The 14,265-nt window shown below is 67.9% G+C and carries 14 protein-coding genes and 1 tRNA gene; 11 read left to right on the forward strand and 4 right to left on the reverse strand.

Features of this window, described 5'->3' with window-relative positions:
- Together ACGFIF_RS43210 and ACGFIF_RS43215 are read left to right on the forward strand one after the other, a co-directional pair.
- Positions 1-699 (forward strand): hypothetical protein (locus ACGFIF_RS43210; RefSeq protein WP_393163552.1); only part of this gene is annotated, 699 nt, incomplete at its 5' end.
- Between the two features lie 12 nt (positions 700-711).
- Positions 712-1,089 (forward strand): hypothetical protein, encoded by a 378-nt coding sequence (locus tag ACGFIF_RS43215; protein ID WP_393163554.1) that lies wholly within the window; start codon positions 712-714, stop codon positions 1,087-1,089.
- A gap of 60 nt (positions 1,090-1,149) precedes the next feature.
- On the opposite strand, the gene ACGFIF_RS43220 is transcribed toward ACGFIF_RS43215, so the two are convergent.
- Both ACGFIF_RS43220 and ACGFIF_RS43225 read right to left on the reverse strand, forming a co-directional pair.
- Positions 1,150-1,770: a response regulator gene (locus tag ACGFIF_RS43220; protein WP_393163556.1), complete on the reverse strand. Its 621-nt coding sequence runs from the start codon at positions 1,768-1,770 to the stop codon at positions 1,150-1,152.
- Complete coding sequence (locus tag ACGFIF_RS43225; protein WP_393163558.1) at positions 1,767-2,972, reverse strand: sensor histidine kinase; 1,206 nt, start codon at positions 2,970-2,972, stop codon at positions 1,767-1,769. The genes ACGFIF_RS43220 and ACGFIF_RS43225 overlap by 4 nt, the downstream gene beginning before the upstream one ends.
- Before the next feature lie 137 nt (positions 2,973-3,109).
- On the opposite strand from ACGFIF_RS43225, the gene ACGFIF_RS43230 reads away from it, so the two are divergent.
- On the forward strand, positions 3,110-4,063 hold the full coding sequence (locus tag ACGFIF_RS43230) for an SMP-30/gluconolactonase/LRE family protein (protein WP_393163560.1): 954 nt from the start codon (positions 3,110-3,112) through the stop codon (positions 4,061-4,063).
- The gene (locus tag ACGFIF_RS43235; protein ID WP_393163562.1) at positions 4,060-5,244 is read left to right on the forward strand and encodes an ankyrin repeat domain-containing protein; all 1,185 of its coding nucleotides are present in this window, start codon (positions 4,060-4,062) and stop codon (positions 5,242-5,244) included. The genes ACGFIF_RS43230 and ACGFIF_RS43235 overlap by 4 nt, the downstream gene beginning before the upstream one ends.
- Here the strand turns inward: ACGFIF_RS43235 and ACGFIF_RS43240 are convergent.
- Positions 5,241-6,035 carry a DUF429 domain-containing protein gene (locus ACGFIF_RS43240; RefSeq protein WP_393163564.1) on the reverse strand — a complete coding sequence of 265 codons (795 nt, stop codon included), beginning with the start codon at positions 6,033-6,035 and terminating at the stop codon, positions 5,241-5,243. The two genes, ACGFIF_RS43235 and ACGFIF_RS43240, sit on opposite strands and share 4 nt — an antisense overlap.
- Here ACGFIF_RS43240 and ACGFIF_RS43245 point away from each other — a divergent pair.
- Genes ACGFIF_RS43245 through ACGFIF_RS43255 form a run of 3 tightly spaced genes read left to right on the forward strand, consistent with a single transcriptional unit; the run spans position 5,979 to position 8,352 of the window.
- Positions 5,979-6,713, forward strand: coding sequence for a biotin/lipoate A/B protein ligase family protein (locus tag ACGFIF_RS43245; RefSeq protein ID WP_393163566.1), 735 nt, complete (start codon positions 5,979-5,981; stop codon positions 6,711-6,713). The genes ACGFIF_RS43240 and ACGFIF_RS43245 overlap by 57 nt on opposite strands.
- Positions 6,710-7,960 carry an amidase gene (locus ACGFIF_RS43250; protein ID WP_393163568.1) on the forward strand — a complete coding sequence of 417 codons (1,251 nt, stop codon included), beginning with the start codon at positions 6,710-6,712 and terminating at the stop codon, positions 7,958-7,960. The genes ACGFIF_RS43245 and ACGFIF_RS43250 overlap by 4 nt, the downstream gene beginning before the upstream one ends.
- An 11-nt stretch (positions 7,961-7,971) precedes the next feature.
- The gene (locus ACGFIF_RS43255) at positions 7,972-8,352 is read left to right on the forward strand and encodes a VOC family protein (RefSeq protein ID WP_393163570.1); all 381 of its coding nucleotides are present in this window, start codon (positions 7,972-7,974) and stop codon (positions 8,350-8,352) included.
- Here the strand turns inward: ACGFIF_RS43255 and ACGFIF_RS43260 are convergent.
- Positions 8,308-10,053, reverse strand: a complete 1,746-nt coding sequence (locus tag ACGFIF_RS43260; RefSeq protein ID WP_393163572.1) for an aminotransferase class V-fold PLP-dependent enzyme — start codon at positions 10,051-10,053, stop codon at positions 8,308-8,310. The genes ACGFIF_RS43255 and ACGFIF_RS43260 overlap by 45 nt on opposite strands.
- A 94-nt stretch (positions 10,054-10,147) precedes the next feature.
- On the opposite strand from ACGFIF_RS43260, the gene tenA reads away from it, so the two are divergent.
- From tenA to ACGFIF_RS43280, 4 genes are all read left to right on the forward strand, one after another.
- Positions 10,148-10,810 carry a thiaminase II gene (gene tenA, locus ACGFIF_RS43265; protein WP_393163574.1) on the forward strand — a complete coding sequence of 221 codons (663 nt, stop codon included), beginning with the start codon at positions 10,148-10,150 and terminating at the stop codon, positions 10,808-10,810.
- Entirely contained in the window at positions 10,807-12,360 is a 1,554-nt protein-coding gene (locus tag ACGFIF_RS43270) for a phytoene desaturase family protein (protein ID WP_393163576.1), read from the forward strand. Before tenA ends, ACGFIF_RS43270 begins: the two co-directional genes overlap by 4 nt.
- Positions 12,361-12,434: 74 nt before the next feature.
- Positions 12,435-12,507, forward strand: a tRNA-Lys gene (locus ACGFIF_RS43275).
- 256 nt (positions 12,508-12,763) lie between these two features.
- The gene (locus ACGFIF_RS43280) at positions 12,764-14,194 is read left to right on the forward strand and encodes a helix-turn-helix domain-containing protein (protein WP_393163578.1); all 1,431 of its coding nucleotides are present in this window, start codon (positions 12,764-12,766) and stop codon (positions 14,192-14,194) included.
- Positions 14,195-14,265 lie beyond the last annotated feature (71 nt).

Here is a 14,265-nt window from a genome sequence, read left to right on the forward strand (position 1 = left end):
TACGACGGCCGCCCATTCTGGACCGGCGACTTCACCGGCGGCGGAACCACCGACATCCTCTTCTACTACCCCGGCGACGACAACTGGTGGCTCGGAACAGTCACCAACGGCCAACTCGTGTGGACACTCGTCGGAAACACCGCCGGATTCGGTCACGCAATCAACGACGGCCGCCCATTCTGGACCGGCGACTTCACCGGCGGCGGAACCACCGACATCCTCTTCTACTACCCCGGCGACGACAACTGGTGGCTCGGATCGATCCAGAACGTCCAGCCTGAGCCGACGGATTGCGCGCAGCTCCGCGACTCCGTGCGAGCGCATCAGCAGAGCATCCGGGATCTCAACGCCGAGAAGGCCGGGCTGGACCCGCGGAATCCCGTTGAGCTGGCAGAAATCCGGCAGATCAACAGGCAGATCACCGCGCATCGGCAAGCGATCACGGCAGCGCAGTCGACGATGGCGCAACTCGGCTGTGGATCCACACCGAACCCTGGCGGCCGGCAGTTGGTGTGGTCACTGGCGGGGAACACGATCGGATTCGGTCATGGCATCAACGACGGACGACCGTTCTGGACGGGCGACTTCACCGGAGACGGGCGGACCGAGGTCGTCTTCCACTATCACGGCGATCTCAACTGGTGGCGTGGCCAACTCGCATCCGGATCGCTGGTCTGGGCCTTGGCGGGCACCTGGTGACAACCTTGGATCATGAGCGAGTCCTCGAGCGGTGAGGCCAGGCGGGTGCGGATCGTCTGTTCGCTGCTACCGCCCGCCGGCACACGACTCGAGGGCCCGGTCCACGTGAGACTGACGGTGGAGGATGTCAGCTTGCTGGACAGCGCCTCCACAACGGTGTCCGAGATCGACGTGATCGCCCGTACGCGAGACGATCTCCGAAAGCCGTTCGAGATCGTTGCCGGTCTTCGCGCCGGTCGGCGATACGCCATTCGTGGCCATGTCGACCGCTCCGGGGATGGACAAGTCGCGACTGGAGATCTGGTCACGACCGCCCAGCACGCCGTTGCGGGCGATCGTGCCGTCGCTTCCATCGAGCTCCCGATGGTCGAGGTCCGTCCCGCCGACTGAGACCGCAATGACCGACCTCGATCAAGGTCGGCCCCGGCCATGCGGATCGGCTCGAGGGCTCTACGCGGGTGGGCGGATGATGCGTTGTTCGATGGCTCGGGCTACGGCGGCGGCTCGGGTGTCTACTTCTAGTTTGGTGTAGATGTGGGAGAGGTGGGACTTGATTGTTGCCTCGCTGACGAAGAGGCGTTTGGCGAGTTCGCGGTTCGACTGGCCGGTGGCGAGGAGGCCGAGGATCTCGACCTCGCGGTCGGTGAGGAGTGGGCCGCTGCGCTTCACCAGGCGCGCGGCGACTGCCGGCGCCAGGACCACCTCACCGCGTGCGGTCCCCCGGATGGCGCGGAACAGGTCTTCGGGCGGCGCATCTTTCAGTAGATAGCCGGACGCGCCCGCGTCGATCGCACTCAGGATGTCCGCCTCGGTGTCGTACGTCGTGAGCACCAAGACCTGCGGCGGCTCCGCCAGGGCACGCAGCCGTGCGGTGACCTCAGCTCCACCTGGCCCGTGTCCGAGGTTCAGATCCATCAGTACGACGTCCGGCCGCACAGCCGCGACCAGTTGCTCAGCACTGTGCGCGTCAGACGCCTCACCGACCACAGTCAGGTCGTCCTGGCCGTCCACGAGGGCACGCATCCCGGCGCGCACCACCGGGTGGTCGTCGACCAGCGCCACCCGGATCACGACTCCTCCAGCGGTACCGAGGCTGCAAGCGCCGTACCTTCGCCAGGCTCGCTCTCCAGCACCAGCGAGCCGCCGAGCGCCTCGAGCCGGTCCCGGATGCCCGCCAGGCCACGTCCGCGGTCCGGATCAGAGCTGCCGGCGCCTAGACCGCGGCCGTCGTCTCGGACATCCAATACGACGGCATCTGGCTGGTAGGTCAGTGTGACTACGGCAGTACTCGCGGCAGCGTGTTCGAGCACGTTGGCCAGTGCACCACGCGCAGTACGCAGCAGGGCAGTCTCCACCTCCGGCCTGAGTGCTACCGGCGTACCGTGCACCTGGACCTGCACGTCGACCCCACTGTGGGCAGCCAGGCGCTCACAGGTCTGCCGGAGTACTTCTGGTAGGGAACCACTCACCAGGTCTGCGGGTGCCAGGTCGCGGACTACCCGTCGTACCTCGTCCAGGCCGTCGCGGGCGGTTGCCGCCGCCTGCGCCGCGTGCTCGCGGGCAGCAACCGGCCTGTCCTCCCACTCGCGTTCAGCCGCCTGCAACAGCAGATTGATGCTGGACAGGCCCTGAGCGACGCTGTCGTGGATCTCTCGCGACAGCCGCGCCCGCTCAGCCAGGACGCCGGCCTGATGCTGAGCGTCGGCCAGATCACCCTGTGCCGCGTGCAGGTCGTCCAGCAGCGCCTGCCGGGCCAGGGCATCCCGCTCCAAGGCTCTGTACGCACCGACCGCGAGTACTGCGACGCACACCGGCCCCAGCACGATCGTCGGGTCCAGCCGGTCAGTCATCCGGGTCCACACGACCACAGTGGTCACGACCATGCCAGCCACCACCGCACAGGCCGGCCAGAACGGCAGCACTCGCAGTGCCACAAAGGACAACGGTACGGCGCACCAACCGAACGAAGGCGCCAGCAGCACCAGCCCGAACCACACCGCCACCAGCAGAGCCAGCCACACCCGGCCGGGCAGCACCCGGTACGCCGCGTACGTCGCCAGCAGGACCGCAGCCCCGGCCAACACCCACGGCGCCCGGTCCCCGAACCCGTGACCGGACAGGTACCGCACAGCCGACGCCACCACCAGTACGACGAACGCCGCGTGCAACGCCGTCGCCAGCCCGTCCGCACGGCCAAGAACCCCGGCCGCCCAGGCTGGTGCGGTCGGGCGGGCCGTGGCCGGTGCCGTTGGGTGTGAGCGTGAAGTGGTCATGTGGAGCCGATGGTAGGCCCGAAAGACCCGCTACCGAATCATCCGTTCGGCTATCCGATCGTCGCCGATTGCCCGTCGTACCGGCGTCACCCGAGGAGCAGGCTGGACCCATCAACTACTCCTGAAGCGAGGTACTCATGTCCGTCCGCTCCTTGTCCGCGACTCTGGCGCTGTCCGCCGCCCTGCTCGGCGTCGGCGTACCCACGGCGTCCGCTCGGCCCGCCAGCTACGAGCTGCCCGGTGACACGGGCGGGTCCAAGTTCGAGGGCATCGGGTACGACGCACCCACGCAGCGCTTCTACGTGTCGGAGACGACCGGTGGCGAGATCCACCGCGGACAGCTCCGCTCCGCTGCTGCGACGGAGTGGTTGCGCGGAGACGGCACTGACGGCCGTTGGACCGCGCGCGGCGTGACTGTCGACTCGCTGGGCCGGGTGTACATCGCCGGCGGACCGAACGGCATCGACCACCCGGGCGCACCCGACCTGTGGGTGTACGACCGGTCCGGCCGGCTACTGGCCGCTCTGCGCACCGGAGTGGCCAACGCGTTCCTCAACGACGTCGTGATCGGCCCGGACGGGGCGGCGTACTTCACCAACTCGAACGCGCCACAGGTGTTCCGGGTGAGCGAGCAGCACGGTCGCTGGACCGTGCGGACCTGGGTGGACGCCACGGCGACGATCCCCACCCAGACCGGGTTCAACCTCGGCGGCATCGTGCTGTCGCCGGACCGGCGTGCACTGGTCGTGGCCCAGGGCAACGTCGGCAAGCTGTGGCGGTTCGACCTGCGGACCGGCACGGTGTCGCCGGTCGACACGGGTACGGCGGACCTGGTCAACGCTGATGGGCTGGTGCGGGACGGCAACCAGCTGTGGGTGGTGCGGAACTTCTCCAGGGTGCTCAGCACGCTGCGGCTCTCGCAGGACGGTCGTACCGCGTCGCTGGTCTCCTCTGTTGCCACCGACCCGACTCGGGTGTTCACTACCGCGAAGCTCGCGCAGGGCAGGCTGCTACTCGTCGACAGCAAGTTCGACGAGCAGGTCGCCGTACCGCCGTACGAGGTCGTCGCTCTGACCCCGCCACGCGGATGAAGCGACTGACTGCCCTGGCTGCCGCCATCCTGGTGGCGGCAGCCTGCTCCCCCGCAGCCACCACACCACCGCCGACCCCGAGGACCTCCGTCGTGCAGCACACCGACCAGCAGCTGATCGCCGCCGCCTGGAAGAACGACGTACCCACGGCCCGTCGGCTGATCGAAGCAGGCGCTGACGTCAACGCGGTCGACGACACCGTGCAGAGCGCCTTCCTGATCGCCGCGAGCGAGGGCTACCTCGACCTGCTCGAGCTGACCCTGCAGCACGGTGCAGACGTCCGCAGCCTCGACAGCTACCGCGGTACGGCGCTCATCCGGGCAGCCGAGCGCGGCCACGCCGCAGTGGTCGGCCGACTGCTCCGCGCCGGGATCACTGTCGACCACGTCAACCGCCTCGGCTGGACGGCCCTGCACGAGGCAGTCCTCCTCGGCGACGGCAGCCCTCGGTACGTCGACACAGTCCGCCTGCTCATCGCCGCCGGCGCCGACCGCGACCTACCAGCCGAGCGCGACGGAACGACGCCCGCACAGGCCGCCCGCGGTCAGGTAGCCGCAGTGCTGAGCGTCAAGCCGCCAACTCGCGGCCAGGCCGCCGTGGCCTTACTCGCAGCAGCCGAAGCGGGTGACGCCAACCGTGTCGCCGCTGCACTCGCGGCTGACGCACCACTCGAGTCGCGTGATGAGCACCGCCGTACCGCACTCCTGCTCGCATCCCTGAACGATCACGTCGACGTGGCCCGACTCCTAATCGCGCTCGGCGCCGACCCCGACGCCCAGGACGACCGCCAGGACTCCGCCTGGCTGGTCACCGGTGTCACCGGCAGCGTCGCCATGCTGGAAACGCTGCTACCGGCCGACCCCGACCTCAACCTGCGCAACCGCTTCGGCGGCATCTCCGTCATCCCCGCCAGCGAACGCGGCCACGTCGACTACGTCCGCCGAGTCGTCCAAACCCCCATCAACGTCAACCACGTCAACAACCTGGGCTGGACCGCCCTTCTCGAAGCCATCATCCTCGGCAAGGGCACCGCCTCCTGGCAGCAAATCGTCGCCATCCTGCTCACCGCCGGCGCGAACCCGTCCCTCGCCGACGCCGACGGCGTCACACCCCTCCAGCACGCCGAGAACCGCGGGTACGACGAGATCGCCAACCTCCTGCGCAACGTCGGCGCGCGCTAGGCCCAGATGGCGGCCGGCCACCCGTCACCGAACACTTCCGGCGGCTCGGGGTAGGCGATCGCACGGCCCTCCGCATAACGCCCGGCCGTCCAGGCCGCCGCAGCCGCGTCGAGCACATCGTCCACGCCCGCGAACTCCCCCGCACGACCGATATCCGCGGGCACCTGCATGCCAACGCTCGCTAGGAGCTGTCGGCGCTCCTCCCCGCCGGCCCAGGTCGACTTCGGATGCACCAACGGCCGCCCCGCCATCGTCGCGAAGCAGACTTCCGGATGCACCTCGATCACCGCACACCCGGCCGTCGGCGCCCAGGCATCAACTTCCAGAATCTTCCGCGCCAACGCATACGCCTGCTGGCTGAGCCCCTTCCCGGTCGCCCGCAGATTCACCGCCGACGCCTCAGCATGCGTAGCCGCGAGGAGCGCCTCCCGCACCGGCGTCGAGAACACCGACGACGCCCGCCGCCCAACCATCCGCCGAGCCAGCACGTCCGCCTGCCGCGCCCCCGTCAACGGCAACCCAATCGGAATGTCGACACCCACCACCGCCAGAGCCCCGTCCACCTCCGCGGCCGCGACCACAGCCGCGATCGTCACCCCGAAGTACCCACGACGATCGCTGGAGATCCCCACCCACCCCTTCTTGCAGGCATCAACCCCCATCACCCGCGTCCCCACCCTCATGTGCGGTCCCAGCTCGCCATGGCTGCCAGTTTCACATGACACGATGGCGGGGTGTTGGTGTTTTCTGGTGGGGCTGGTGATGAGGCCCTGGAGCTGGCGGTTGGGCATGCGTTGGTTCGGCGAGTGTCGGACGGACAGGTGATGGAGGCGCTGCGGGTGTATCGGCCGGCGGCGCCGGTGGTGGTCTTCGGGCGGCGGGATACGCGGCTTCCAGGGTTCGCGGCGGCGGTGCGCGCTGCTCGGGCGGCTGGGTTCGAGCCGCTGGTCCGGGCAGTGGGTGGGCGACCCGTCGCGTACACGACCGAGGCTGTAGTGGTTGACCACGTCAAACATGAGCGGCTGGCACCCGAAGGGATGGAGACCCGGTTCAAGGAGTTCGGGGTGAGGTACGCCGACGTGCTGCAGACCCTCGGGATCGACGCGCGGGTTGGGGCCGTGCCAGGTGAGTACTGTCCTGGTGCGCACAGCGTCAACGCGCGCGGTGTGGTGAAACTGGTGGGGACCGGCCAGCGCGTCGTACGAAATGGGTGGCTGTTCAGCGCGCTGATCGTGGTGGGTGACGACGCGCGTCTCCGACCACTGTTGTCCGAGGTCTACGGAGAGCTGGAGCTTCCGTTCGACCCGGCGTCGGTGGGTTCGCTCGCGACTGAGGTGCCCGGGCTGACTGTCGACACCGTCGAGCGAAAAGTCCTCGATGCGTACGGCGCGACGAACCCGCAACCGCTGGACGACGCAACACTCACGCTGGCGGCAGAGCTCGTCGCCGATCACCGGGTGAGCGCATGAGCAGCCTCGCGGAGATCGCTGAGGGCGTCCGCAGCGGCCGACTGGATCCTGTCGTACTGGTCGAACAGGCGCTGCAGCGGGCCGAGGACTCCAAGCAGTTGAACGCGGTGGTGCACCTCGACGCGGACGGCGCCCGTAAGGCTGCGGCGAACCACACCCGGACAGGCGCGCTTGCCGGCGTACCCGTTCTGGTGAAGGAGATCATCGAGGTCGAGGGCCTGCCGTACCGCTGTGGATCGGCCTCGATGGACGAGATCGGCCAACGCGACGCCGAGGTGGTCGGGCGGCTCCGGGCGGCCGGTGCGATCGTCATCGGCCTCAGCCACACGCACGAGTTCGCCTACGGCTGCACAGGTACGTCGAACCGCGTCGGCCCCTGCCGCAACCCGCACGACCCGACCCGGATGACCGGCGGTTCGAGTTCCGGCGCCGGAGCAGCTGTAGCCGCAGGGATCGTCCCGCTGGCGATCGGAACCGACACCGCCGGCTCGGTCCGCATCCCGGCCGCACTCTGTGGAGTGGTCGGCTTCAAGCCGGCGTACGGCACCTTGCCCATCGACGGGGTCTTCCCGCTCGCGCTGAGCCTCGACCACGTCGGCGTACTCACGAACACCGTCGCCGACGCAGCGTACGCGATCGCAGCGCTGACCGGACGCACCCAAGTCGAGCGACCCGCACCTGAACGACTTGGCGTCGTCATCAACGAGGAGTACCTCGACTACACCCCAGAAGTCGGCGCCGCCTGGTCGACCGCGATCAGCCGATTGTCGACAATCGACGTCCGCCTTCCCGACTGGGCCGAAAGCTTCCACACCGCCGCCGACCTCCAGGGCCCAGAAGCAGTCGCGAACCACGCCGGCCGCAACACCGACCCCTACCAACCCGACGTCCAGGAACGACTCCGCGAAGCCGCAGCCGTCCCTATCACCCGGTACGACGCCGCCCGCGCCAAGGCAGCCGAGATCACCGCCGCCATGACCGACCTCCTCCACCAGGTCGACGCCGTCATCACCCCTACCGTCCTCACCACAGCCCCACCGATCGACGCCGTCGACGATCCGGCCGGCTCCCGAACCGTCCGCACCCAACTCCTCAAGAACACCCGCCTGGCCAACCTCACCAAGCACCCCGCGATCACCATCCCGCTACCGACCTCAGGCCTCCCGGTCGGCCTCCAAGTGATTGCCAAAGACAACAACCAGGCCATCGCCGCCGCCGACTTGATCTCAAGGAGACTTGAGGTCTGAGAATCCGGACCATGGAGATGACACTGCGGATCGAGGTCTTCACCCACGACCTCGACCGGGCCGGCCGGTTCTATCGGGACGTGCTCGGATTCGAGGAGCTGTCCCGGCAATCCCGCTACCTGTGGATGGGTCGCGGCACCGCGCGGATCGGCATCGGTGCCACCACGGAGCCCATCGATCCGGCGGTACGACGGGTTCCACACGGAACCGAGATCGTGCTCGAGGTGGACGATCTCGACGCGGAGTACGAGCGGGTGCGCGCGACCGGCTGGCCGGTGGAGGGCGACGTACAGCTGCAGGAATGGGGCCTGCGCGACTTCCGGCTGTTCGATGCCGACGGCTACTACCTACGGCTGACCTCCCGGCCGGTCCAGCAGGCAGCGCGACGGTAGGTCGAACCAGCGGAGGTGGTCGAAGTCCGCGTTCACGTGACCTTCGTGGTCGGGGTTCTCCTGGCAGGTGGAGAGGAGTTCGCGGGCTTCGGCCAGGTAGTCCTCGAGGGCTGACTCGGGGGCGGTGTGGTCGTGGTGTGGATAGCGCAGCGTCCCGTCGGCGTCGTACCCGACCTGGGACAGGCGCATCGGGGGCTCGACCGGACCGCGGTGGTGGCGCCACAGGCCGTTCGTGGGGTCGAAGCGGTAGTCACCGAGCAACCGCCAGCCGTCTCGGGCGAGCAACTTGACGGCCTCCACGACGTACCTGAAAACGGCCTCCGAGATGAAGTAGTTGAAGTTGACCCGCACCCAGCCGGGCTTGATCCCCTCACACCCGTGCAGGATCTCCTCGGCGAACTCGTGCGACCGCTCCAGGTCGATCCCGAGCAGCGTGTGCCCGTACGGACCCGCGCACGAGCAGCCGCCGCGCGACTGGATGCCGAACAGGTCGTTCAGCAGCGCGACGACGTAGTTGTGGTGCAGATACCGCCCGGACGGCGCCTTCACCACGAACGACACGATCGACAACCGCTCGGCGTCGAGGTTGCCGAGGATCTGGATGTTCGGCTCCTCCTGCCACGCCTCGACCGCGCGCCGCAGATACCAGTCCTCGTGCGCGCGGATCACGTCGATCCCGACCGCCTGCTTGAGCTGGAACGCCAGCCCGGCCCGGATCGACCCGATGATCGCCGGCGTACCGCCCTCCTCGCGGTGCACCGGATCCTCGAGGTAGCGGTGCTCGAGCGGGTTCACGTACGCGACCGTCCCACCGCCCGGTACGTCGGGAACCCGGTTGTGGAGCAGTTCACGACGGGCGACCAGTACGCCGGGAGTCCCCGGACCTCCGATCAGTTTGTGCGGACTCAGGAAGATCGCGTCCTTGTAGGCCAGCGGGTCCTCGGCGCGGCCGCCGTACATCTCGATCTCGACGTACGGCGCCGCGGCCGCACAGTCCCAGAACGACAGAGCGCCGTACCGGTGCAGGAGCGCCGACACGCGACGGGTGTTGCTGACGATCCCGGTGACGTTGCTGGCCGCGGAGAACGAGCCGATCTTCAGCGGACGGTCGCCGTACTCGACCAGCCGCGACTCGAGCTGGTCGATGTCGATGTGGCCGTCCTGGTCCTGGCTGATCACGATCACGTCGGCGATCGACTCGCGCCACGGCAGCTCGTTGGAGTGGTGCTCGTACGGCCCGATGAAGACGACCGGACGCTGCTCGAGCGGGATCTGGTCGGTGAAGTGGTAGGTGTCGTCGAGCTCGGCCGGGATGCGCAGGCCCATGATGCCGATCAGCTTGTCGATCGCGCCGGTCGCGCCGGATCCGCAGAAGATCACCGCGGTCTCGTCGTCGCCGCCGACGCTTTGGAGGATGATCCGGCGGGCGTCCTCACGCAGGCGGGTGGTCTGCAGACCGGTGCCGCTGGACTCGGTGTGCGTGTTCGCGTACCGCGGCAGGACCTCGTCGCGGATGAAGTCCTCGAGGAAGGTGAGAGCACGGCCGGACGCGGTGTAGTCGGCGTACGTGACCCGGCGTGGACCGTACGGCCCCGGCATGACCTGGTCGTCGCCGATCACCGAGGCCCGGATCCGGCGCAGCAAAGGGGTATCGGGCGGTATCTCGACCGTCGCGTCAGCCCGCTCCCCCTGGATGGTCATGGCGTCAGGGTAGATCCGCCGAGTGACTTTCGTCTCGTGCTGTCGTGCCACGTTGTGGATAAGGTCGTCGCAGTCGACGGTGAGGGAGTTGGGGATGACGCTTTCCAGCGAGCTGTGGGACCGCGGCGGCGCGCCCGTGTACGACAAGATCGTCCGGCACCCGTTCATCACCGGACTGACCGACGGCACGCTGGATCACGACGCGTTCCGCTACTTCATCGTTCAGGACAGTCACTATCTGCGCTCGTACTCCCGCGCGCTGACCCTGGTCGCCGGCCGCGCGGTCGACGAGGACGCGGTCAGCATGTTCGCCCTGCACGCGGCCAACGCGATCGCGGTCGAGCGCGAGTTGCACGCGTCCCTGCTCGGCTCCCTGGGCCTCACGTCGGCCGATGTCGACGCCGCGGGCTCCGGCCCGACGACTACGGCGTACATGTCCTATCTGACCGCGGTGTGCGCGACAGGCACGTACGCCGAGGCCGTGGCCGCCGTGCTGCCGTGCTACTGGATCTACCGTGACGTCGGCCGCGAACTGCTGAAGCGGTCGTCGCCGGACCCGCTCTACCGGCAGTGGATCGAGACCTACGGCTCCGATGAGTTCGATGCGGTGGTCGAATCGGTGCTGGCGGTGACCGACGGTCTGGACGTGAGCGCGTCGGAGCGGGAGCGTTGTCATCGGCACTTCAGTACGACGTGCCGCTACGAATGGATGTTCTGGGACGCCGCGTACCACAAGCTTGATTGGCCAGTCGGATGAAGGACTTCTACGACGTCGTGATCGTTGGCGGCGGGCACAACGGCCTCGTCGCCGCCTCGTACCTGGCCCAGGCCGGGCTCTCCACGCTCGTGCTCGAGCAGCAGCGTCACACGGGTGGTGCCGCGGTCAGCCAGAAGGTGTTCCCGGGTGTCGACGCGCGACTGTCGCGGTACTCGTACCTGGTCAGCCTCCTGCCCGACAAGATCGTCGCGGACCTGGGTCTGTCCTTGGAACTACGGTCGCGCGGCGTCGCGTCGTACACACCGGTACGACGCTCCGGCCGCGACCTCGGCCTGATGGTCGAGCGGCCCGAGGGCGCGGCGACGCGTGAGTCTTTTGCGGCGCTGACCGGGAGCGACGCGGACTACGACGCTTGGACTTCCTTCTACGGTGCAGTCGGCTCCCTGGCCGCCGCCCTCGCTCCCACTCTCCTCGAACCGCTGCAACCCGCCGCCACACTCCGCTCCCGTATCGACGCCGACCTCTGGGACGCAGTCATCGACCGCCCCCTCGGCGAGACCATCGAACGACGCTTCGCCGACGACACCGTCCGCGGCGTGGTCGCGACCGACTCGGTCATCGGCACCTTCGCGAGCCTGCACGACGAGTCGCTGATCCAGAATCGCTGCTTCCTCTACCACCTCATCGGCAACGGCACCGGCGAGTGGCGGGTGCCGGTCGGCGGGATGGGCGCGGTGACGGACGCCTTGGCGGATGCAGCGCGGCGGGCCGGTGCATCGCTGGTCACCAACGCGTCTGTGACCAAGGTTGAAGCTGATGGGGTCAGCGCCTCGGTCACCTGGCTCGGAGGCGACGGGGAGCGGTCTGTCGACTGTTCGTACGTGCTGGCCAACGTCGCTCCGACCACGCTGGATGCGTTGCGTGGCCGTCTGGTCGGCGACAAGCCCGAGGGGTCGCAGCTCAAGATCAACCTGCTGCTGTCCCGGCTGCCGGCGCTGAAGTCGGGCGACGACCCTACTCGTGCGTTCGCCGGGACCTTCCACATCGACGAGGACTACAGTCAACTGGAGTCGGCTTACCGGTCAGCTTCGGCCGGTGAGCTGCCTGGGGTGCCGCCGTCCGAGGTCTACTGCCATTCCCTGACCGATCCGTCGATCCTGTCCCGCGAGCTGGTTGCCTCCGGCCACCACACGCTGACCGTCTTCGGCGTCCACTTCCCGGCCCGATTGTTTGCCTCCGACAACGATGCGGCCCGGGACGAGTCGGTTAGGCGCGTGCTGGCCGGCCTGGAGTCGTACCTCGCCGAACCGCTCGAGGACTGCATCGCCCGCGACGGCGACGGCAACCTCTGCATCGAGGCCAAGACGCCGTACGACATCGAGGAATCCGTCGGTATGCCGGGCGGTCACATCTTCCACGGCGACCTGCAATGGCCCTGGGCCGCCGACGACGCCGACGTCGGCCGCTGGGGCACCGAGACCGACGTCGCCAACCTCCTCATCTGCGGTTCCGGCGCCCGCCGCGGCGGCGCCGTCTCCGGCCTCGGCGGCCACAACGCCGCCATGTCGCTGCTGTCCCAGCACCCCTGATTTAACCGATTTCGCATCTCCCTCCCACCCCTGCTACGATCCTCATCGTTCGAACGCAAGACAACACAACACAGGCGCCGCTAGCTCAATTGGCAGAGCAGCTGACTCTTAATCAGCGGGTTCGGGGTTCGAGTCCCTGGCGGCGCACAACAGCCCAGGTCACGCGAGTGTCCTGGGCTTCTTCATGCCGTCAGCGCACTCAAAACGCACTCCTTTGCCGAGCAACCACCTCGCGGCGATCCGCCATCCTCTGTCCCATCTCTTGCTAGCAGTCGACCTTCAGGTCTTGCTCCGATCGTGACTGTGTGTCACATCACATCGCTTCGCATCCTTACCAACCCTCTGGAATCTCCACCCTCTCCAGCGTTGAGCAGCCAACCACGACACAGGTTGGAGGCTTGAAATGTCGAGGCCACCACTGCCGATCGGGACCTGGGGACAAATTTCCACCTGGGTTACGAAGACCGACGACAAGGGCAAGCCGATCACCTACAAGTCGCAGGCCAAGTTCCGCGACCACGACGGCCATGTCCGCCTGGTGTCCGCCTACGGCAAGAACAAGACGACGGCCGAGCGCGCTCTCCTCAAGAAGCTCCAGGACCGCGCTAAGACCAATCAGACCGGCGAGCTGACCGCGATGCACAAGATCAGCCACCTCATTGATCTCTGGGAGAAGCGGTTCGAGGGCCTGGTCGCCGACGGCAAGCGATCACCCACCTCGCTCGACACCTATCGACGCGTTATCAAGAACTACATCCGCCCCGCCCTCGGCGAAATCCGCATCGGCGAGGCCAACACCCCACGCCTCGACACGGTCATCTCCCAGATCAAGTGCACGGCCGGCGCGCCTACAGCCAAGACATGCCGGGCCGTCATCTCCGGCGCGATGAAACTCGCGGTCCGCTACGGCGCCATCTCGGTCAACCCGGTTCGCGAGGTCGACGCCATAGAAACCCAGGCCAAGAACCCGCCGCGGTCGCTGACCGCGGAAGAAGTCATCCTCCTCCGACAGCACCTCGCCGCGGACGAGCGCGCCGTCCAGGCAGACCTCCCTGACCTGGTCACCTTCATGCTCGGCACTGGCGTCCGCATCGGCGAATCCCTCGCCGCCCTGTGGTCCGAGGTCGACCTCGATGCCGGCACAGTCGAGATCACCAGCACCATCGTCCGCGTCAAAGGCGAAGGCCTACTCCGCAAGCGCACGAAGTCCAGAGCCGGCCAGCGTCTCCTCCACCTACCTGAGTGGGCCGCCGCAGTCCTCCGCGCCAGGAACGCCGCAGGCATCCGCCTCGACGACCCAATCTTCACCGACACCATCGGCGGTTTCCGCGACCCCACCAACGTCCGCCGCTCCCTCCGCACCGCCCTGTCCCCCGTCGGCAGCACCGCCCGCCGCGACCTAGGCCTCTCCCTCCGAGCCCTCCGCCGCCAAGCCCACCTCACCCGCAAGCAAGTCGCCGAGACCCTCAACTGGCCCCAAACCAGGATCGAACTCATCGAAACCGGCCGCATCAAAGTCGACCACCAACAGATCGCCGCCCTCGTCACGACCTACAGCATCCGGCTCGAGAACCACCACCCCCTATTGGCCCAGCTCCACGACGCCACCCAGCCAGCCGACTCCGACAAACTCGCCTGGATCCGCTCCCACGCCCTCCGCAAAGCCACCGCCACCGCCCTCGACGAAGCCGGACACACGGCCCGCCAAATCGCCGACCAACTAGGCCAGGCCAAGGTCTCCATCACCCAAGACATCTACCTTGCCCGCCGAGCCGCCAACCCAGCCGCCGCCGAAGCGCTCCAAAGAGCCTTCGAAGAGCCAGACCTTCCCTGACTCGCACCGTCCACTTCTGGAGTCCCGGCGGGATCGCCCACACGTCTGTCCATTGCCAGTGCGAGCGGATC

The sequence above is a fragment of the Kribbella sp. NPDC049174 genome, from assembly GCF_043197365.1.
Taxonomy (GTDB): Bacteria; Actinomycetota; Actinomycetes; order Propionibacteriales; family Kribbellaceae; genus Kribbella.